This is a genomic window from Rhodococcus zopfii NBRC 100606 = JCM 9919 (assembly GCF_001895025.1).
Lineage (GTDB): Bacteria > Actinomycetota > Actinomycetes > Mycobacteriales > Mycobacteriaceae > Rhodococcus > Rhodococcus zopfii.
The window spans coordinates 35,786-54,433 of sequence record NZ_BCXI01000020.1 but is presented as its reverse complement, the minus strand read 5'-3'; the positions used below and the strand labels follow the sequence as shown (position 1 = coordinate 54,433).

The window sequence follows — 18,648 nt, the reverse complement described above, 5'->3', positions numbered from 1 at the left end:
GCGCCGTGGCCGAACGCCGGAATAGGGCACTTGGTCCTGCCGACCGTGCATCACACTACCTCGCAGGGCGCCGAGAACCTCCGAATTCGTCTCGGCCGACACACGACGGTGGGACGATTGTCGATGCCCAACGTTCCGAACTCGTAAGGAGATTGCGATGGCTCTGCCCGCTCGTCAGCCCCGTTCGGTCTTCCCGGAGTTGTCCGAACTTTTCGATTCGCTCCGTTTGCCCGCACTCGGCACCGTCTTCGGCAACAACCCGATTCGTGTCGAGGACCGAATCGACGAGGGACGCTACATCGTCCGTGCCGAACTTCCCGGCCTGGATCCGGACCAGGACATCTCGGTCACCGTCGATCACGGCCGCCTCGACATCCATGCAGAACGCACCGAAGAGAAAACCGAGAAGGGCCGCTCCGAGTTCTCCTACGGCTCCTTCCATCGTTCGGTGACCTTGCCGGCGGGCGCGAAGGACGACGACGTCGAGGCCTCCTATACCCAGGGGATACTCACGATCTCGATCGGGCTCGGCGAGGAACCCGACACCGCGAAGAAGATCGACATCAAGACCACGGACTGAGATCGACCCACCTGGCGGATCGCCGTCGATCCGACCTCCGGCGGCTCAGCGGTCCGCGGGAAGCGTGAGGATCTGCGCGTCACCGTCGGTGACGGCGATCGTGTGTTCGCTGTGCGCGGTGCGCGATCCGTCGGCGGACCGGATGGTCCACCCGTCGGGGTCGTAGACGATCCGGTCGGTGCCCTGCGCGAACCACGGTTCGAGTGCGAGCGTCAGCCCGGGCCGCAATTTGAGGCCGCGTCCGGCGCGTCCCGCATTGGGTACGTGCGGATCCTCGTGCATCGTGCGGCCGAGACCGTGGCCACCGAACTCGGTGTTGACGAGGTACCCGTAGTCGGCGGCGACCGCGCCGATCGCCGCCGAGACGTCCCCCAGCTTGTTACCCGGGCGGGCCGCGGCGATCCCGGCCTCGAGAGCCCGTTCGGTCGCCTCGATCAGTCGCTGATCCTCGGGGCGCGGCGTGCCGACGATGATACTGCGGGCGGAGTCGGCGACCCAGCCGTCGATCGACACGGCGATGTCCATGCTCAGCAGGTCTCCGTCGCTCAGCACGTAGTCGAACGGAAGACCGTGCAGAACAGCGTCATTGACGGACAGGCAGATGACGTTCCGGAACGGGCCGCTACCGAAGGACGGTGCGTAGTCCCAGTAGCAGGACTGCGCACCCCGCTCGGCGACGAGATGCCGCGCACGATGTTCCAGATCGAGGAGGTTCACGCCCGGTCGCGCCATGCCCGCCAGGTCGGCGAGCAGGTCGGCGATGAACGCGCCGGTCGTCCGCATGGCCGTGATCTCTTGTGTGGTCTTCAGTTCCAGCAATGCTCGGCACTCCTTCATCGGTCGAAAGATCGGTATTAAAATACCATCGTAGCGGATCGGACCGGTATTTTCATACCGACTCGGGTAGAGTGTCCGCATGGTCCGCCTCCCCCTGACCCCGCAACAACTCGCCACCGGCAAACGCCTCGGCGAGCATCTGCGCCGCGCGCGCGGCGGACGCACCCTCGCCGACGTCGCGAGCGCGGCGGGCATCTCCCCCGAAACCCTCCGCAAGATCGAGACCGGAAGGCTGGCGACGCCGGCGTTCACCACGGTCGCGGCGCTCGCGACCGAACTGTCGGTCTCGCTCGACGATCTCGCCCGCCTCTGCCTACCGCCGACCGATCTCGAACGAACGGGCTAGCAGAACCCGACGGGTCCGCTGGGCCGCCGGCAATCCTGGCACCGAACGGATCGTCCGGGCGGACGGCTGGGCGTGCCGCGGGTACCCGGAAGTCTCGGCGCGCGGGCCGGTCGCGACCGCCCGTTGCTCAGACCGCCGCGTTGAACAACCGGGCTCGCAGGTCCCGGGCGAGGTGGTCGCGTTGCTCGAGCACCAGCCGGCGCAAGGCACCCGGAGCGTCGGTGTGCGCGTCGAGCCAACCGTCGGCGAGTGCGACGGTGTCGCAGTCCGGGAACAGGCCGACGACGATCCGCCGGGCGATCTCGATGCTGCGCTCGCCCCACACCCCGCGGATCGCGGCGAAGTACTCGGTGTCGTAGCGCGCGGTCAGGTCCCGTCGCCCACCGGCGCGGAATCCCGCGATGGTCGCGTCGAGGTGCTCGTTCGACAGGGTGCGATCGGTGAGGACCGCGGTCCACGCGGCGGCTTTGACGTCGGCGTCGGGGCGGGCCGCGAGGGCACGCAGGTGCGCGGTGCGACCGGAACCGGTGTTGTCGCGGGTCAGTTCGCCGTCGAGGTCGGCGGCGTCGACATGCCCGGTGGCGGCCAGCGCCAGCCACAGCAACCAGCGCAGATCCGGGTCGAGGGCGAGCCCGTCCGGCGGCGGTGAAGCGCCGTTGAGGAATGCCCGGATGTCCGCGGCACGGGTGTCGTCGACGACAGCCGCCGCCGCGACCGTCCGCGCCCACGCCAGTTGCGCACCCGATCCGGGGGCGGCGGCGTGCAGCGCGGCCCACGCGGAGTCGAGCCACGCGTGGCGGTAGCCGGGTCGCGCCGCGGCCGGCAGGTAGTGCTCGATCGCGGCGGCGACATTGGCCTGCACGGCACCGAGCAGCGCGAGGTTGGATTCGGCCGGGGCGAAGCGCTGCGCCATCGTCACGTACCGCGCGGCGAGCAGCTCGGCGTCGCGGGTGGCGTTCCACAGCGCCGACCACACCAGACCGCGGGCGAGCGGATCGGTGATCCGGTCGAGGGAGTCCTCGACGGTGGTGAGCGAGCGGGTGTCGAGCCGGACCTTCGCGTAGGTGAGGTCGTCGTCGTTGAGCAGCGTCAGTGGTGCGTCGACGAGGTCCACCCGCGTGCGGCGCTGTTCGAGATCAACCTCGATGCGGTTGCGCCGCACCAGATTTCCACTCTCGTCGAAGTCGTATTGTCCGACCGCGAGGCGGTGCGGTCGCGCAGAGGTCTGGACGATCTCGTGGCCGTCCCTGCCGGCGGGTTCGAGGGTGAGCGTGGAGACACCGGCGGTCTGCAGCCACGCGCGCGCCCAGCTGCTCAGGTCGCGACCCGAGGTCGCGGACAGTTCGGTGAGCAGATCGTCGAGGGTGGTGTTGCCGAAGGCGTGGACGCGGAAGTAGCGGCGGGCGCCCTCGAAGAACGCGTCCCGGCCCACGTACGCGACGAGTTGCTTCAGGACGCTCGCGCCCTTGGCGTAGGTGATGCCGTCGAAGTTGAGTTTGGCGGCTTCGAGGTCGACGATGTCCGCGACCACCGGGTGCGTGGTCGGCAACTGGTCCTGCAGGTAGGCCCACGCCTTGCGCCGGTTCGCGAACGCCACCCAGGCGTCGGTGAATTCGGTGGCCTCGACGCTGGCGAGGGCTCCCATGTAGTCGGCGAAGGATTCCTTGAGCCACAGGTCGTCCCACCACTTCATGGTAACGAGGTCGCCGAACCACATGTGCGCCATCTCGTGCAGGATCGTGTTCGCCCGCCCCTGATACTGCGCCGCGGTCGCCGCGCCCCGGAAAACGTACGCCTCGGTGAAGGTGACGCAGCCGGGGTTCTCCATCGCACCGAGGTTGTATTCGGGCACGAACACCTGGTCGTATTTGCCCCAGGGGTAGGGGTAGCCGAAGTGCTCGGCGAAGAAGTCCAGTCCCTGCTTCGTGATCTCGACGATCGCGTCGGCATCGAGGTACTGCGCGAGCGACGCCCGGCACAGCACACCGAGGTCGACGGTGAGATCGTCTCGACTCCAGGATGATTCGACGCGATGGCAGGGCCCGGCGACGACCGCGGTGATGTAGGTGGACATCGGCGGGGTCGGCGCGAACACCACCCGCTGTCCACCGGCCACCGCATTCCGGTGTGCGACCGCCTGATTGGATACGACCTGCCAGCCGTCCGGCGCCGACACGTCGAAGGTGAACGGAGCCTTGAGATCCGGCTGTTCGAAGCACGCGAATACACGGCGCGCATCGGCCGGCTCGTACTGGGTGTAGAGGTAGGTCTGCCCGTCGGCAGGATCCACGAACCGGTGCAGGCCCTCCCCGGACCGGCTGTATTCGCCCGTGGCCGCGACCGTCACGACGTTGTCCTCGGCGAGTCCGGTCAACGCGATGCGCGCGCCGTCGTACGCGACCGCGACCGGGACGCCGTTGACCGTGACGGACTCGACGGACGCGCCGAGGAAATCGAGCCAGGTCTCACCGTGCGTGGAGGTGAACTCGATCGTGGCGGTCGTCGCGAATCCGGCGGTCGCCGGATCCGGCGCGTCCCGCAGGTCCAGTTCCACGCGGTAGGCGTGCACGCGGACGGCGTTCGCGCGGATCGCGGTTTCGGCTCGGGTCAGGTTCGCGGTGCTCACGCCTCGATCCTGCCAGGTGCTCGCTCAGCCGAGCGGAACCCCGCCGACACCCCAGTTTTCACGCGGCACGTCGGTGAGGGTCACCCATACCGACGACTCCGGCTTGCCCGAGGTCTCCGCGTAGGCCTTGGTGACCGCAGCGATGACGGCGGCCTTCTGCTCGGTGGTCAGGCCGGGCGTCTGGCTGATCTGGATCAGTGGCATGCACGGTACTGTGCCACAACCGTCCTCGGGCGCTCCACACGTGCTGTGTAGCGTTCACGACATGAGCAGGTTGGACGAAGTGGGCGAGCGCGACTCGTGGCGATGCTGGCTGTGCGACGAACCCGTGGATCCGGACATGTCCGTCAACGATCCGCGCGGACCCAGCGTCGATGCCCTCTCCACCGCGAAGAAGGGCGCGAAAGGTGGGCAGGAACGACTGGCCCACCGCGCGTGCAACACGAAGAAGGGTGCGGTGAAACCGGTGGTGCCGTGGGCCGAGCATCTCTTCGTCGTCGACCCCGCCCCGATCATCGGAGTGGTGGAACAGCTCACCCGCAAGGGTGGTCGCGTCGCCGTCGCACGCTGCCCCACGGAAGCCGACGCGACCGAGGCGGGAGCCTGGCTGGTGGACCGGATGTCCCGCCTGGCACCCGGCCTCACGGTCACCACGCGGATCGACTCCGGCGGAGGCGGATTCCTCGTGTCGCTCACCGCCCCCTGAGTATCCGGACCGGGCCGCGCCGACGTGTTACTCGGCGGCGAGCAGCACGTCGGTGTCGAAGCACGTGTGGGTTCCGGTGTGGCAGGCGGCACCGGTCTGGTCGACGACGAGCAGCACGGTGTCGCCGTCGCAGTCCAGCCGCACCTCGTGCACGTACTGGGTGTGCCCGGAGGTTTCGCCCTTGACCCAGTAGCTGTCGCGCGACCGCGAGAAATAGGTGGCCTTGCGGGTGGCGAGGGTACGGGCCAGCGCTTCGTCGTCCATCCACGCCATCATCAGCACGTCGCCGGTCGACTTCTCCTGCACGACCGCCGCGAACAGGCCGGCGTCGTTGCGCTTGAGCCGGTCGGCGATCCGCGGATCGAGAATGTTGGTCATCTGGTGTTCGGCGCGGATACTCGCTCGTTCACGAGGGAGACGAAGCGCCGTCCTCCTTCCGGGAGCGGGGATGGTTGGGTCGAGGAAACGTGTCGGTGGGGACGGCTACGGTGCCAGGCATGGGGATCGAGGTGGTGCGCTACAACTACCGGCTGCGGCCGGGCAGCACCGCCGAACGTACCCTGCTCGACGAGTGGCATCGCTGCCGGTTCCTGTGGAACGAGGCGGTACACCAAAACAAGTCCGGTGCGAAACTGACGTTCGGGAAGCTGAGCAAGCAACTGACCGCGTCGCGGAAGCAGTCGTCGTGGTTGCGGGCTGGGTCGCAGGTGGTCCAGCAGCAGACGTTGCGGACCTACGCCCGGGCCTTGGACGCATCGTTCACGGTGAAAGGCCGCGGCCGTCCGAGGTTCAAGGCGCGGAAGAAGACACTGCCATCGCTCGAGTACACCCGCCGCGGCTTCACGCTGCGCGACGGCCGGTTGGTGTTGGCCAAGGGCGTGAGTATCCCGGTGGTGTGGTCGCGGCAGTTGCCGTCGGAACCGTCGAGTGTGCGCATCACCCGAGACTCCTTGGGGCATTGGTACGCCTCGTTCGTGGTCACCCGCGAAGCCGAACCCGCGCCCGCAGCGTCGGAGAGTTCGGGTATCGGTGTCGATTGGGGCGTGACCCGGACCGCGACCACGACCGACGAACGCTTCGATCTGCCGCACCGGCAGCATCGCAAGCGGTGCGCGGCGGAGTTGGCGAAGGCCCAACGCACGATGGCCCGTCGCCGTCGTGGGAAAGGCACGACGCCCTCGAACGGGTACCGACGGGCCCGCAAGCGCGCGGCGAAGGTCCAGAGCAGGGCGGCCGGGCGGAACCGGCACGAGGCGCAGGCGTGGGCACGCCGTGTCGTCGACAACCATATGATGATCGGGATTGAAGATTTCCGTCCCCGGTTCCTCGCGAAATCCAGCATGGCGCGAGAGGCCGCGGACGCGGCTATCTCGGCGACGAAACGTGAGCTGATCGAGAGGGGCAGGCGGGCTGGCCGGAAGGTGGTGATGGTGCGGCCCGCGTACACGAGCATGACGTGTTCGAGGTGTTTCGCGAGAGCCAAGCAACCCCTCGAACTCGGGGAACGAACATTCCGGTGCCAGGCGTGCGGGCATACCGCGTGTCGGGACCGGAACGCTGCCAGAGTGGTTCTGGCTGTGGCAGAGCGCGGCCACACCGGTGTCGACGACATGAGTCAAACGTGATCACCTCCCCTGGGGTGGTGCGGTTGCGGTCTGAGCCGGGAATCTCCTGCCGTCAGGCAGGAGAGGCGTTAACGCACCGTGATCCCTTCTGCCCGCATCGCGTCCTTGACCTGCGCAATGGTGAGTTCCCCGAAGTGGAACACGCTGGCCGCGAGCACCGCATCGGCGCCGGCCTTCACGGCCGGCGCGAAGTGCTCGACGGCCCCGGCGCCGCCGCTGGCGATGACCGGCACGGACACCGCGGCGCGGACGGCCTCGATCATCGTCAGGTCGAATCCGGCCTTGGTGCCGTCGGCGTCCATGGAGTTGAGCAGGATCTCTCCGACGCCGAGTTCCTCGCCGCGGCGGGCCCATTCGACGGCGTCGATGCCGGTGCCGCGGCGACCGCCGTGGGTGGTGACCTCCCAGCCGGACGGGGTGGGTTCCTGTCCCTCGGGCACGGTACGAGCATCGACGGACAGCACGATGCACTGGGCGCCGAACCGTTCGGACATCTCGCGCAGCACCTCGGGGCGCGCGATCGCGGCGGTGTTCACGCTGACCTTGTCGGCGCCGGCGCGCAGCAACCGGTCCACGTCCTCGACGGTGCGCACACCACCCCCGACGGTGAGCGGGATGAACACCTGCTCGGCTGTGCGGGTGACCACGTCGAGCATGGTGCCGCGGTCACCGCTCGACGCGGTGACGTCGAGGAAGGTCAGTTCGTCGGCGCCCTGCGCGTCGTACGCAGCGGCCAGTTCGACCGGGTCGCCCGCGTCGCGCAGGTTCTCGAAATTGACGCCTTTGACGACGCGTCCGGCGTCGACGTCCAGGCACGGGATCACCCGAACTGCCAGGGTCATGGCTCTTGTTCTCCTTCGGAGCGGGAATCGGTCACCGATTCCAGTATGTCGAGTATCTCGTCGTGCACGCCCGGCGCGGCCGCGAGGACCGAGCCGGACCCGATCCGCCACGGCGCGCCCGTGAAGTCCGTGGCGATGCCGCCGGCGGCGCGCACCAGGGCGACACCGGCGGCGTTGTCCCACGGATGGTGCCCGAACACGACGGCACCGCCGAGGACTCCGGCGGCGGTGTAGGCGAGGTCCACTCCGGTGGAGCCGTGCATCCGCAGCCGCGACACGCGGCGGCTCAGTTCGGTGATGACCTCGAGCCGTCGCCGGCCCGGGACGCGGCCGCGACTGTCGATGTCGAAGCTGCCGACACCCACCATCGCGTCGGCGAGCCGGCCCGGCTTCAGCGGCTCGGCGGGCACACCGTTGTGCAACAGCGGTCCGCCGATCGCGGCGGCGAACCGCTCCCCCACCAGCGGCAGCCACGTCAACCCGAGTACCGGTTCGCCGTCGCGCACGAGCGCGAGCAGGATCCCGGCGGTGGGCAGGCCCGCGGAGTAGTTGACGGTGCCGTCGATGGGATCGAGCAGCCACACGGTGCCCGCGCCGGCACCGGGACCCCCGAATTCCTCGCCGTGCACGGCGATCCCGGTGCGCTCGGTGAGTTCATCGGTGATGCGTCGTTCGAGTTCGAGATCGAGTTCGGTCGCGAAGTCGTTGGGGCCCTTGTCGACCGAGCGGGGTGCGCCCCGACCGGCGACGAACCGTTCCGCCGCGCCGTCGAGGATCTCGCTCGCGACCGCGAGGAGCCTCGACAGGTCGGCGGTGTCGGTCATCGGTTCAGCGGGAGACGGCGTCGAGCGCCTCGGTCAGGGTGAACCGTCCGGCGTAGAGCGCCTTTCCGACGATCGCCCCCTCGACGCCCTCGGGCACCAGTGTGGCGATGGCCCGCAGGTCGTCGACGGTCGAGACGCCGCCGGAGGCGATGACCGGCGCGTCGGTCGCGTTGGCCACCTCGCGCAGCAGATCCAGGTTCGGGCCGGTCAGGGTGCCGTCCTTGGTGACGTCGGTGACGACGTACCGGGAGCAGCCCTCCTGGTTGAGCCGCTCGAGGGTCTCCCACAGGTCACCGCCGTCGGAGACCCAGCCGCGGCCGCGCAGCCGCCACTGTCCGTCGATGAGTTTGACGTCGAGGCCGACGGCGATCCGGTCGCCGTACTCGGCGATCGCGCGGGCGCACCATTCCGGGTTCTCGATGGCGGCGGTGCCGAGGTTCACGCGGGCGCAGCCGGTCGCGAGGGCCGCCGCGAGCGTCGCATCGTCGCGGATGCCACCGGACAACTCGACCTTCACGTCGAGTTCACCGATCACACCGGCGAGGAGGTCCCGGTTGTCGCCACGACCGAAGGCCGCGTCGAGGTCGACAAGGTGCACCCACTCGGCGCCGGCGTTCTGCCACTCGAGGGCGGCGTCACGCGGCGAGCCGTAGCCGGTTTCGCTGCCCGCCTCTCCCTGAACAAGGCGAACTGCTTCACCGTTGGCAACGTCGACTGCAGGCAAAAGGACCAGGCTCACTGCGCCCACATTAGTGCCTGGACTCCTCAACACCGAAAACGTGGACGGTGAACGGCCGGATCGGCGGGCGCGGCGACGCAGCCGCCGAGCCAGGCGACAGCCGCGCGCGACCGGCAGCGCGCGGCTGTCCGTCCGGTCGGCGGCCGGCGGAGTCGATCTGTTGTCACGACCGGTCGTCGCCGCGCCCGTAGGCGCGGCGCGTCATCCGGGTCGACACCAGTCCCATCACTGCGATCGCGCAGGCAATGCCGACGAGGACGATGATCAGCCCGACGACCGGACGCGGCTGCAGCACGATCATCAGCACGGTGACGAGCGCGAGCACCACGGTCGCCGAGCCGACGACCGCGAGCGCCAGCTTCCCCAGCGGCAGATCCCCGCGTGGATCGTCGCCCCTGCCGCCGGCGCCGGTCACAGGCTGCCGACCCAGTTGCGCAGCAGGGCCGCGCCGGCGTCACCGGACTTCTCGGGGTGGAACTGTGTCGCCGACAGCGGGCCGTTCTCCACGGCGGCGAGGAATTTCACGCCGTGTTCGGCCCACGTGAGCTTCGGCGGCGCGATGCGTTCCGGTTCGGGCAGTTCCCACACCTGCGCGGCGTAGGAGTGGACGAAGTAGAAGCGGGTATCGGCGTCGAGACCGGAGAACAGCACCGAGTCGGCCGGGGCTTCGACGGTGTTCCAGCCCATGTGCGGCAGCACCGGCGCGTCGAGGCGGGCGACCGTGCCCGGCCATTCGCCGCAGCCCTCGGTTTCCACGCCGTGCTCGACACCCCTCTCGAACAGGACCTGCATGCCCACGCAGATACCGAGCAGCGGGCGGCCGCCGGCGAGTCGGGTTCCGATGATCTTCTCGCCACCGACCGCGCGCAGCCCCTTCATGCACGCGTCGAACGCGCCGACGCCGGGCACCACGAGACCGTCCGCGGCGAGCGCAACCTTGTGGTCGGACGTGACTTCGACGTTCGCTCCGGTGCGGGCCAGCGCCCGGGCGGCCGAATGCAGGTTGCCGGAACCGTAGTCGAGAAGGGCGACGTTCTTTGCGCTCATGGGTTCGATTCTATGGGTCGTGGTTCGGGGTCGGACGGCCCGGCAAGGCGAGCGACGAGAGGCAGCACGGGAACAAGCACCGCGGCGATGGCGAAGGCCGCCGGGTATCCCATGGAGGTGGCAAGAGCACCGAGGAGCAGCGCGCCGAGGCCCGCACCGGCGTCGAAGCCGATGTTCCAGGCGGCACTCGCGGATCCGATGTGGTTCGTACCCGCACGACGGAATGCGATGAGCAGCGCCTCGTTCTGCACGATGCCGAAGCCGAGGCCGAAGCACGCCGCCGCGCCGATCAGCGCCGCCGCGCCGGCGCGGTCGTCGGCGACGAGCGCGAACGGCACCATCGCGAGCGCGGCGAGCGCCAACCCGACCGGCAGCAACCGGCCGGCACCGATCCGGTCGGCGAGCGAGCCGGCACCGAACCGTCCGACGAGTGTGGATGCGCTCAGCGTGGCCAGGGCGATCGGCACCGGCAGACCCACCGCCGCGATCTGCAGCAGCGACGTCAGGCCGCCGTAGGCGATGGCCCCGGCGCCGATCGCTACGGTCGGCAGCAGCAGCGCGAGCAGCGGGGGCCGGCCGTGCACCGTGCCGGGTGCGGGACGGACCTGCGGGAGCCGTGCGGCCACGACGAGGCCGAGGGTCGGGACGAGGGCACCGAGCACGAACACCGGTGCGGTGGAGAATCGTTCGGCCAGGAACAGGCCCAGCGGCAGACCGATCATCTGCGACGCGGCGATCGCGATACCGAGGGTGCCGGTGGCCCGGCCCAGCTGCCGGGCCGGGGCCAGTTCCGCGACGAGCGCGGCCGCGGCGACGGTGATCATGCCGAAGCCGATGCCGCGCACCGCCGAAATCCCCAGGACCACCGGCGGCGCGGTCGAGGCGAGCAGTCCCAGCGACGGCAGGCCGAGCAGCAGGCAACCGGCGATCAGCAGCTGCCGATGACCGCGGGTGTGCATCAGCTTCGGCATCGCCAACTGGGTGAGCACCGTGGTCGTCATGAACACCGTCGTCACCGATCCGGCGAGCGCGTCGGTGCCTCCGGCCTGCGCGATCGCCCACGGAACTACGGGCAGCAGGAGCGAGAATCCGCCGAACGCGGCGGCCGCGAGCACCCACGACGCGGGCAGCCCGCGAACGCCGAGCAGGCCCGGCGCAGCGGTCACATCAACCTCAGGATCCCGGCGATCGCGGCGAGGAGGGTCAGGGCCAGCAACACGCCGGCGAACAACTGGCTGCCGGCTTTCCACGCCGACCAGGTTCCGCCGGCGCCGAGTCCTGCGAGCAGGAAACAACCGTAGGTCAGTACGACATCCATCGGTTACAGGCTGCCCTTGGTCGACGGGATGCCGCTGACCCGGGGGTCCGGTTCGACCGCCTCGCGCAGCGCCCGCGCCACCGCCTTGAACTCGGCTTCGGTGATGTGGTGCTGGTCGCGGCCGTACAGCACCCGCACGTGCAGGGCGATGCGGGCATGGAACGCGAAGGACTCGAACACGTGCCTGTTGATCACCGTGGCGTACGGCACGCCCGGGTAGCCGCCGATGATCGAGTGCACCATGTGGTCCGGTTCCCCGGTGTGCACGCAGTACGGCCGCCCCGACACGTCCACCGACGCGTGCGCGAGCGTCTCGTCCATCGGGATGAAGCAGTCGCCGAAGCGGCGGATGCCGCGCTTGTCGCCGAGCGCCTGGTGGAACGCCTGACCGAGCACGATCGCGGTGTCCTCCACGGTGTGGTGGGCCTCGATCTCGACGTCGCCCTTCGCGTGGACGATCAGGTCGAAGGAGCCGTGCTGGCCGAGCGCGGTGAGCATGTGATCGAAGAACGGGACACCCGTCGAGATGTCGGTGCGTCCGGTGCCGTCGAGATTGATCTCGACGCTGATGCTCGACTCCTTCGTGGTCCGTTCGACCTTCGCGATCCGATCGCTCATCGGGCTCCCTCGATTTCCGTTGCGGCCAGTTGTGCACTGACGCGCAACAATTCGTCGTTCTCGTGTGTCAGCCCGATGGTGGTGCGGAGATATCCGGGGATGCCGACGTCCCGGATCAGCACCCCCTCGTCGAGGTAACGTTGCCAGGTCGCGGCGGCGTCCGCGAACCGGCCGAACAGGATGAAGTTGGCGTCCGACGGAATCACCTCGTAGCCCAGGCGGGCCAGTTCCGCGGCGACACGGATGCGTTCGGAGGTCAGTTCCGCGACCGATCCGAGGGTGTCGTCGGCGTGCCGCAGCGCCGCGCGCGCGGCGGCCTGGGTGATCACCGACAGGTGGTACGGCAGGCGCACCAGCAGCAGCGCCTCGACGACGGCAGGCGCCGCGGCGAGATAGCCGAGGCGACCGCCGGCGAACGCGAACGCCTTGCTCATGGTGCGCGAGACGATGACCTTCGCCGGGTACTCGTCGATCAGCGCGAGCGCGCTGGGCACGGCGGAGAACTCGGCGTACGCCTCGTCGACGATCACGATGCCCGGCGCGGCGTCGACGATCGCCCGGAGCTGGTCGAGCGGGATGCTGTGTCCGGTCGGGTTGTTGGGGCTGGTGACGAACACGACGTCGGGCTTGCGGTCCCGGATCGCCGCGACGGATGCCTCGACGTCGAGGGTGAAGTCCTCGCGCCGGTAGGTGGCCAGCCATTCGGTCTGTGTTCCGTCGGAGATGATCGGGTGCATCGAGTACGACGGCACGAAACCCATCGCGCTGCGGCCCGGCCCGCCGAACGCCTGCAGGATCTGCTGCAGGATCTCATTGGATCCGTTTGCCGCCCACAGATTTTCGACGGCGACCGCGACGCCGGTCTGCCGGGTCAGGTAGGCGGCCAGGTCGGTGCGCAGGGCGACGGCGTCGCGGTCCGGGTAGCGGTGCAGCTCGCGGGCCGCCTCCCGCACGGCCTCGGCGACGTCGTCGACGAGCGCCTGTGTCGGCGGGTGCGGGTTCTCATTGGTGTTCAACTGCACCGGCACCGTCAGCTGCGGCGCCCCGTATGCGGACTTGCCGCGCAGGTTCTCCCGCAGCGGCAGGTCGTCGACGGTGATGCGGCTGCCGGGCACGGTCCCGGTCTGCGCGGCGCTCATCGCAGCCCCTCGAAACGCAGCCGGACGGCCTCGCCGTGGGCGGGCAGGTCCTCGGCGTTCGCGAGGGTGATGACATGCCCGGCGACGTCTTGCAATGCTTCGCGGCTGTAGTCGACGACGTGGATCCCACGCAGGAAGGTCTGCACGCTCAGCCCGGACTGGTGCCGCGCGCAGCCGGCGGTGGGCAGCACGTGGTTCGATCCGGCGCAGTAGTCGCCGAGACTGACCGGCGCCCACGGTCCGACGAAGATCGCGCCGGCGGCGCGAACCTGCGCCGCCACCTCGGCGGCGTTCTCGGTCTGGATCTCGAGGTGCTCGGCGGCATACGCGTTGACGACCTGCAGGCCCTGCTTCACGTCGTCGACAAGGACGATCCCGGACTGGCTGCCCGACAGCGCCGTCCGCACGCGTTCGTGGTGTTTGGTGATCTCGAGCTGCGCCGCGAGGGCCGCGTCGACGGCGTCGGCCAGTTCGGTGCTGGTGGTGACCAGGACGGAGGCGGCCATCACGTCGTGCTCGGCCTGGCTGATCATGTCGGCGGCCACGTGCACGGCGTCGGCGGTGCGGTCGGCGAGGATCGCGATCTCGGTGGGCCCGGCCTCGGCGTCGATACCGACGACGGCGCGGCACAGCCGCTTGGCTGCGGTGACATAGATGTTGCCGGGGCCGGTGATCATGTCGACGGGGACGAGTTCGGTCGCGTCGTCGTCGACGTCGGTGCCGCCGTAGCTGAGCAGCGCGACTGCCTGGGCGCCGCCGACGGCCCACACCTCGTCGACGCCGAGCAGCGCGGCCGCGGCGAGAATGGTCGGGTGCGGCAGCCCGTCGAAGTTCTTCTGCGGCGGGGAGGCGATGACAAGGGATTCGACCCCGGCGGCCTGGGCCGGGACGACATTCATCACGACGGACGACGGGTAGACGGCGTTACCGCCGGGCACGTACAGGCCGACGCGGTCGACCGGCACCCAGCGTTCGGTGACGGTTCCCCCGGGCACGACCTCGGTGACGGTGTCGGTGCGCCGCTGATCGGCGTGGACGAGGCGGGTGCGGGTGATGGCGACCTCGAGGGCCGCACGCACGGCGGGGTCCAGTTCGGCGAGCGCCCGGTCGATCTCGGCCTGGGGCACGCGCACCCGCGCGGGGCGCACACCGTCGAACTTCTCGCTGTAGTCGAGGGCGGCGTCGGCTCCGCGGTCGCGGATGTCGTCGACGACGGGACGGACGTGATGCAGCACCGCGTCCACATCCACTCCGCCGCGGGGCAGGGCGCCCCTCAGCTCCGCGGTGGTGGGTGTACGACCGCGCAGGTCGGTGCGGGCAAGCATGAGGTGTCCTCTCTCGCAGAACAGGGATCTGCTCCATTATCCGCGATACACGCAAACGAGTTGTCAGCCGGTCACCCGGCGGCGCGGCGTCGCGGCCGCGGGCGGACCGATTCCGGGGGGCGGCGGTCCTATGCTGGGCGGCATGGACGAGGACGCACCACTCCCGGCGACCCTGGGTGAGCTGATTCGGCGCCAGCGCGAACTCGCGGCACTGCCGATGCGGCAGCTGGCCGCGATGGTGGGGATCTCGAACCCCTATCTGTCGCAGATCGAGCGGAATCTGCGGGCGCCGAGCGATCGGGTGCTCAACGCCATCGCCGAGCAGTTGCACCTGTCCGCGGACACGTTGGCGGCCCAGGTCGCCCCCACCGACGGCGCCGCGGAATCGGCGGTGCTGCGGGCGATCCGGGAGGATCCGGACCTGACCAATCCGCAGCGCCGGTCGCTCGAGGAAATGTACGAGGCGTTCCGGGAGATCACCGTCGCCAAACGACGCCGCGGCATTCGGGACGACCCGGACGAATCCCCCGCACCGTGACGTGATTCACATCTGAAACACGTTCCACGAACTCGTCACAGTCGGTCCAGGTGGGACGGCGTCTCATCCGCGGCGCCGCTACCTGCAGGGACCATGTACCTCGAAGTAAGGTGCAGGCCCCCACCCTCCGTGTCACCCTCGGGCATCCCCGACCCCTGGAGTGAGCCCGTGCTCGACCATGTGCACAAGAAGCTGAAGTCCACCCTCGATCCGATCGGCTGGGCCCCCGCCGTCGCGTCCGTGGCCGGACGCGCCGTCCGCAATCCGCAGAAGGTCGCCTCGGCCACCACCGGATACACCACGCGGCTGGCCCGGATCCCCGCCGCCGCGACCCGCGTGTTCAACGAGGCCGACGCACAGCCGCCCCTGCCCGTCGATCCGCGGGACGGGCGGTTCGCCGACACCGCGTGGAAGGAGAACCCGGCCTACTTCTCGCTGCTGCAGGGCTACCTGGCCACCCGCGAGTACGCGCTCGAGCTCGCCGACGCCGGTGCCGGTGACCCGCTGCAGGACGGCAAGGCCCGCCAGTTCACGAACCTGATGTTCGATGCCCTGGCGCCGTCGAACTTCCTGCTCAACCCCGGGGTGCTGACCCGCGCGTTCGACACCGGCGGCGCGAGCCTGCTGCGCGGCGCCCGGTTCGCGCTCGACGACCTCACCAACCGGGGCGGCCAGCCCCTGAAGGTCGACGTCGACGCCTTCACCGTCGGAGAGAACCTCGCGGCGACGCCGGGCAAGGTCGTCTACCGCAACGAACTGATCGAGCTGATCCAGTACGCACCGCAGACCGAGCAGGTGCACGAGATCCCGATCCTGGCGGCGCCGCCGTGGATCAACAAGTACTACATTCTCGATCTTGCGCCGGAGCGCAGCCTGGTCGAGTGGGCGATCCGTCACGGCCGCACCGTGTTCATGATCTCGTACCGCAATCCCGACGAGTCGATGCAGAACGTGACCATGAGCGACTACTACGTCCAGGGCATCGCGTCGGCGCTGGACGTCGTCGAGGAGATCACCGGATCGTCCCGGATCGAGGTGCTCTCCATCTGCCTCGGTGGCGCGATGGCCGCGATGGCCGCCGCGCGACTGGCCGCCGACGGAGACCACCGCATCTGCGCGCTGACGATGCTCAACACTCTGCTCGACTACAGTGACGTCGGCGAACTCGGACTGCTGACCGATCCGGCCACCCTCGACAACGTCGAATTCCGGATGCGCGCCCAGGGTTTCCTGTCCGGCCACGAGATGTCGGGCAGCTTCGACATGATCCGGGCCAAGGATCTGATCTTCTCGTACTGGGTGTCGCGGTGGATGAAGGGCGAGAAACCGACGGCGTTCGACATCCTCGCCTGGAACGAGGACAGCACCCGGATGCCCGCGGCCATGCATTCGCATTACCTGCGGACCCTGTACGGGCGCAACGAGCTCGCCGAAGGCGTATACGAACTCGACGGTGCGACAGTGAATTTGGGCGACGTCCGGTGCGACACGTACATCGTCGGTGCGATCAACGACCACATCGTGCCGTGGACGTCGTCGTACGAGTCGGTGCGGCTGCTCGGCGGCTCCGTCCGGTTCGTGCTGTCCAACGGCGGTCACATTGCGGGAGCGGTGAATCCGCCCGGGCCGAAGTGCTGGTTCGAGACGGTCGGCGCACCCGATGCGGAAACCCCTGCCGCCCTGCCGGATTCGGCGCAGGAATGGAAGGACCGGGCCACCCGCACGACGGCGTCGTGGTGGGAGGACTGGGCGGCGTGGTCCGGCGCGCGGGCGGGCGCGCTGGTGGCGCCGCCGTCGCTGGGCAGCACCGCGCATCCGGCGCTGTGCGACGCACCGGGCACCTACGTGTTCGCTTAGCGCGCCGGTAGCGCGTTAGCAATCATCGTGCTAACTTGCTAACAGCGTTGTTCGAGGCGCTTCCACCACCGACAGAAGGACTCGCTATGACCACCCCCAAGACCCCCTCCGCCGCCAAGGCCGCCACCGACGCCGCCGCCAAGGCCGCCACCGACGCCACCGACGCCGCGCAGAAGGTCGCCGCCTCCGCCACTCAGGCCGCCACCCGCGCCACCGAGGAGCTGAGCAAGGCCGTCGACGACACCACCGCCCGCGTGAACGACTTCAACGGCAAGATCGTCGACGCCGCCAAGCAGAGCGGCAACCTGGCCGTCGACACCTATGAGAAGACCGTCTTCAGCCTTCTCGACCTGCAGGAGAAGTTCGCCGAGGCCACCCCCGTCGAGTGGGTCGCCGATCTCGCGAAGGCCCAGGTCTCGTTCGCCCGCGAACTGACCGCCACCACCGCCACCACCGCTCGCGACCTCCTCAAGTGAGCGCCGCGCGCCCCGTCTCCGAACCGGACGACAGGAAACGCGCACCGGCTCCCGAGCCGCAGGCTTAGGCTGCAGCATGGACGCCGTATCACCTGCCGCGATCACCGCCGCCCCGTTCCGCATCGGGGCCGCGGCGATCGCCGGTTGGAGCGCCTACCTGCTCGGCCTGGCCCGGCGCGGTGCCGGGCCCCTCGACATCGTCGACGATGCCGCCGCACTCGTGAACGTCCTCACCGACCGCGACCGTCCCGGGTGGGCCCACCCGTGGCCCGTCGTCCGTCACTGGCCGCTGGCACGGCTGCGGGACTGCACCGTTGCGTCCCCGTCGGCGGCCGGGATCGTGCCCACTCTGCTCCTGCCCCCGCAGGCCGGCACCGATTCGTGCATCGTCGACCACTCCACCGAGCGCAGCCAGGTCACGGCCCTGCACGCCGGCGGACTGACCCGGCTGTACTGCCTGGACTGGCTGCCCGCGACCGCCGAGACCGACGGCGCCTCGATCGACGAACATCTCGCCGTCGTCGCCGAGTCGGTGGCCCAGCTCGGCGGACGGGTCAACCTGATCGGTGACAGCCAGGGCGGATGGCTCGCCACCGTGTACGCGGCGCTGCATCCCGGCCAGGTGCACACCCTGACCGTCGCGGGAGCGCCGACCGACTTCCACGCCGGCCGCCCCGGAATCGGACTGCTCGGCAGCCTGCCCCACGGGGCGGGCGCCGCCGTCGCGGCCCTGCTCTACGACACCGGGCGCGCTCTCGGCGTGCACCTGACCGATCCCGTCGGGGAGGTCCAGCGGGCGATGGACCTGCTCGCCGGGCTCGACAACCCGGACGTGATTGCGCGGATCACCGAGCAGCGCCGCTGGTTCGTGTGGCGGCAACCGATCCCCGCCGCGTTCCGCGACTGGATCATCGAGCACCTCGTCGTGGGCAACGAACTGGCCGGCGGAGAACTGGTGGTCGGCGGGCGGCGCGTCGACCTCACCGCGATCGGTTGCCCGCTGACCCTGCTCGCCGGAACCGGCGACCTGCTGGCTCCACCGGCGCAGGTTCACGCGCTGGCCGCGCTCGTGGGCACCGCCCCCGAACGGATCACCGTGTACACCGTCGACGACGGGCACATCGGGCTGTTCGTCGGCCGCCGGGTCCTGTCCGAACGGTGGACACCGATCGCATCCGCCGTCGCGGCGGGGCCGGGGTGAACCG

General features: G+C 69.6%; 22 protein-coding genes. 8 read left to right on the top strand and 14 right to left on the bottom strand.

Going from position 1 to position 18,648, the window contains the following annotated elements; all coding sequences use genetic code 11:
- Positions 1-151 precede the first annotated feature (151 nt).
- On the top strand, positions 152-580 hold the full coding sequence (locus tag RZ1_RS15110; RefSeq protein WP_169917973.1) for an Hsp20/alpha crystallin family protein: 429 nt from the start codon (positions 152-154) through the stop codon (positions 578-580).
- A 45-nt stretch (positions 581-625) separates the two neighbouring features.
- On the opposite strand, the gene map is transcribed toward RZ1_RS15110, so the two are convergent.
- Positions 626-1,399 carry a type I methionyl aminopeptidase gene (gene map, locus RZ1_RS15105; protein ID WP_072813203.1) on the bottom strand — a complete coding sequence of 258 codons (774 nt, stop codon included), beginning with the start codon at positions 1,397-1,399 and terminating at the stop codon, positions 626-628.
- A gap of 97 nt (positions 1,400-1,496) precedes the next feature.
- Here map and RZ1_RS15100 point away from each other — a divergent pair, with 97 nt between their 5' ends.
- Entirely contained in the window at positions 1,497-1,763 is a 267-nt protein-coding gene (locus tag RZ1_RS15100; protein ID WP_072813084.1) for a helix-turn-helix domain-containing protein, read from the top strand.
- Between the two features lie 127 nt (positions 1,764-1,890).
- Here the strand turns inward: RZ1_RS15100 and pepN are convergent, their stop codons facing one another.
- Positions 1,891-4,389, bottom strand: coding sequence for an aminopeptidase N (gene pepN / locus RZ1_RS15095; RefSeq protein WP_072813083.1), 2,499 nt, complete (start codon positions 4,387-4,389; stop codon positions 1,891-1,893).
- A gap of 24 nt (positions 4,390-4,413) precedes the next feature.
- On the bottom strand, positions 4,414-4,593 hold the full coding sequence (locus tag RZ1_RS15090) for a tautomerase family protein (RefSeq protein ID WP_072813081.1): 180 nt from the start codon (positions 4,591-4,593) through the stop codon (positions 4,414-4,416).
- Positions 4,594-4,654: 61 nt separating this feature from the next.
- Here RZ1_RS15090 and RZ1_RS15085 point away from each other — a divergent pair, with 61 nt between their 5' ends.
- A complete protein-coding gene (locus RZ1_RS15085) occupies positions 4,655-5,095 on the top strand; it encodes a hypothetical protein (protein ID WP_072813080.1) in 441 nt (146 codons plus the stop codon).
- A 27-nt stretch (positions 5,096-5,122) separates the two neighbouring features.
- Here the strand turns inward: RZ1_RS15085 and hisI are convergent, their stop codons facing one another.
- Positions 5,123-5,473 carry a phosphoribosyl-AMP cyclohydrolase gene (gene hisI / locus RZ1_RS15080; protein ID WP_072813079.1) on the bottom strand — a complete coding sequence of 117 codons (351 nt, stop codon included), beginning with the start codon at positions 5,471-5,473 and terminating at the stop codon, positions 5,123-5,125.
- A 119-nt stretch (positions 5,474-5,592) separates the two neighbouring features.
- Between hisI and RZ1_RS15075 the strand changes: the two genes are divergently transcribed.
- Positions 5,593-6,720 carry an RNA-guided endonuclease InsQ/TnpB family protein gene (locus RZ1_RS15075; protein WP_238072267.1) on the top strand — a complete coding sequence of 376 codons (1,128 nt, stop codon included), beginning with the start codon at positions 5,593-5,595 and terminating at the stop codon, positions 6,718-6,720.
- A 68-nt stretch (positions 6,721-6,788) separates the two neighbouring features.
- Here RZ1_RS15075 and hisF read toward each other — a convergent pair whose 3' ends face one another.
- From hisF to hisD, 10 genes are all read right to left on the bottom strand, one after another.
- Positions 6,789-7,562 (bottom strand): imidazole glycerol phosphate synthase subunit HisF, encoded by a 774-nt coding sequence (hisF, locus tag RZ1_RS15070; protein ID WP_072813078.1) that lies wholly within the window; start codon positions 7,560-7,562, stop codon positions 6,789-6,791.
- Positions 7,559-8,386 (bottom strand): inositol monophosphatase family protein, encoded by an 828-nt coding sequence (locus tag RZ1_RS15065; protein WP_072813076.1) that lies wholly within the window; start codon positions 8,384-8,386, stop codon positions 7,559-7,561. The genes hisF and RZ1_RS15065 overlap by 4 nt, the downstream gene beginning before the upstream one ends.
- A gap of 4 nt (positions 8,387-8,390) precedes the next feature.
- The gene (gene priA, locus RZ1_RS15060; RefSeq protein WP_072813075.1) at positions 8,391-9,125 is read right to left on the bottom strand and encodes a bifunctional 1-(5-phosphoribosyl)-5-((5-phosphoribosylamino)methylideneamino)imidazole-4-carboxamide isomerase/phosphoribosylanthranilate isomerase PriA; all 735 of its coding nucleotides are present in this window, start codon (positions 9,123-9,125) and stop codon (positions 8,391-8,393) included.
- 163 nt (positions 9,126-9,288) lie between these two features.
- Entirely contained in the window at positions 9,289-9,540 is a 252-nt protein-coding gene (locus tag RZ1_RS15055) for a hypothetical protein (protein WP_072813074.1), read from the bottom strand.
- The gene (hisH, locus tag RZ1_RS15050) at positions 9,537-10,172 is read right to left on the bottom strand and encodes an imidazole glycerol phosphate synthase subunit HisH (protein WP_072813073.1); all 636 of its coding nucleotides are present in this window, start codon (positions 10,170-10,172) and stop codon (positions 9,537-9,539) included. The genes RZ1_RS15055 and hisH overlap by 4 nt, the downstream gene beginning before the upstream one ends.
- Positions 10,169-11,338 carry an MFS transporter gene (locus RZ1_RS15045; RefSeq protein WP_072813071.1) on the bottom strand — a complete coding sequence of 390 codons (1,170 nt, stop codon included), beginning with the start codon at positions 11,336-11,338 and terminating at the stop codon, positions 10,169-10,171. Before RZ1_RS15045 ends, hisH begins: the two co-directional genes overlap by 4 nt.
- Positions 11,335-11,490: a hypothetical protein gene (locus RZ1_RS30555; protein ID WP_169917967.1), complete on the bottom strand. Its 156-nt coding sequence runs from the start codon at positions 11,488-11,490 to the stop codon at positions 11,335-11,337. Before RZ1_RS30555 ends, RZ1_RS15045 begins: the two co-directional genes overlap by 4 nt.
- Before the next feature lie 3 nt (positions 11,491-11,493).
- Complete coding sequence (gene hisB, locus RZ1_RS15040; RefSeq protein WP_072813069.1) at positions 11,494-12,108, bottom strand: imidazoleglycerol-phosphate dehydratase HisB; 615 nt, start codon at positions 12,106-12,108, stop codon at positions 11,494-11,496.
- Positions 12,105-13,247 (bottom strand): histidinol-phosphate transaminase, encoded by a 1,143-nt coding sequence (locus tag RZ1_RS15035; protein WP_072813068.1) that lies wholly within the window; start codon positions 13,245-13,247, stop codon positions 12,105-12,107. The genes hisB and RZ1_RS15035 overlap by 4 nt, the downstream gene beginning before the upstream one ends.
- Positions 13,244-14,572 (bottom strand): histidinol dehydrogenase, encoded by a 1,329-nt coding sequence (gene hisD / locus RZ1_RS15030; protein ID WP_072813066.1) that lies wholly within the window; start codon positions 14,570-14,572, stop codon positions 13,244-13,246. Before hisD ends, RZ1_RS15035 begins: the two co-directional genes overlap by 4 nt.
- A 142-nt stretch (positions 14,573-14,714) precedes the next feature.
- Between hisD and RZ1_RS15025 the strand changes: the two genes are divergently transcribed.
- From RZ1_RS15025 to RZ1_RS15010, 4 genes are all read left to right on the top strand, one after another.
- A complete protein-coding gene (locus RZ1_RS15025) occupies positions 14,715-15,110 on the top strand; it encodes a helix-turn-helix domain-containing protein (RefSeq protein WP_072813201.1) in 396 nt (131 codons plus the stop codon).
- A gap of 168 nt (positions 15,111-15,278) precedes the next feature.
- Positions 15,279-16,967 (top strand): PHA/PHB synthase family protein, encoded by a 1,689-nt coding sequence (locus tag RZ1_RS15020; RefSeq protein WP_072813064.1) that lies wholly within the window; start codon positions 15,279-15,281, stop codon positions 16,965-16,967.
- An 86-nt stretch (positions 16,968-17,053) separates the two neighbouring features.
- Positions 17,054-17,443, top strand: a complete 390-nt coding sequence (locus RZ1_RS30550) for a hypothetical protein (RefSeq protein WP_072813063.1) — start codon at positions 17,054-17,056, stop codon at positions 17,441-17,443.
- A gap of 76 nt (positions 17,444-17,519) precedes the next feature.
- Positions 17,520-18,644, top strand: a complete 1,125-nt coding sequence (locus tag RZ1_RS15010; RefSeq protein ID WP_072813061.1) for a DUF3141 domain-containing protein — start codon at positions 17,520-17,522, stop codon at positions 18,642-18,644.
- Positions 18,645-18,648 lie beyond the last annotated feature (4 nt).

Coding starts and splice junctions, on each gene's coding strand:
- RZ1_RS15100 (WP_072813084.1), top strand. CDS start 1,497: ATGGTCCGCCTCCCCCTGACCCCGCAACAACTCGCCACCGGCAAACGC.
- RZ1_RS15090 (WP_072813081.1), bottom strand. CDS start 4,593: ATGCCACTGATCCAGATCAGCCAGACGCCCGGCCTGACCACCGAGCAG.
- RZ1_RS15085 (WP_072813080.1), top strand. CDS start 4,655: ATGAGCAGGTTGGACGAAGTGGGCGAGCGCGACTCGTGGCGATGCTGG.
- hisI (WP_072813079.1), bottom strand. CDS start 5,473: ATGACCAACATTCTCGATCCGCGGATCGCCGACCGGCTCAAGCGCAAC.
- RZ1_RS15075 (WP_238072267.1), top strand. CDS start 5,593: ATGGGGATCGAGGTGGTGCGCTACAACTACCGGCTGCGGCCGGGCAGC.
- hisF (WP_072813078.1), bottom strand. CDS start 7,562: ATGACCCTGGCAGTTCGGGTGATCCCGTGCCTGGACGTCGACGCCGGA.
- RZ1_RS15065 (WP_072813076.1), bottom strand. CDS start 8,386: ATGACCGACACCGCCGACCTGTCGAGGCTCCTCGCGGTCGCGAGCGAG.
- hisH (WP_072813073.1), bottom strand. CDS start 10,172: ATGAGCGCAAAGAACGTCGCCCTTCTCGACTACGGTTCCGGCAACCTG.
- RZ1_RS30555 (WP_169917967.1), bottom strand. CDS start 11,490: ATGGATGTCGTACTGACCTACGGTTGTTTCCTGCTCGCAGGACTCGGC.
- hisB (WP_072813069.1), bottom strand. CDS start 12,108: ATGAGCGATCGGATCGCGAAGGTCGAACGGACCACGAAGGAGTCGAGC.
- RZ1_RS15035 (WP_072813068.1), bottom strand. CDS start 13,247: ATGAGCGCCGCGCAGACCGGGACCGTGCCCGGCAGCCGCATCACCGTC.
- hisD (WP_072813066.1), bottom strand. CDS start 14,572: ATGCTTGCCCGCACCGACCTGCGCGGTCGTACACCCACCACCGCGGAG.
- RZ1_RS15025 (WP_072813201.1), top strand. CDS start 14,715: ATGGACGAGGACGCACCACTCCCGGCGACCCTGGGTGAGCTGATTCGG.
- RZ1_RS30550 (WP_072813063.1), top strand. CDS start 17,054: ATGACCACCCCCAAGACCCCCTCCGCCGCCAAGGCCGCCACCGACGCC.
- RZ1_RS15010 (WP_072813061.1), top strand. CDS start 17,520: ATGGACGCCGTATCACCTGCCGCGATCACCGCCGCCCCGTTCCGCATC.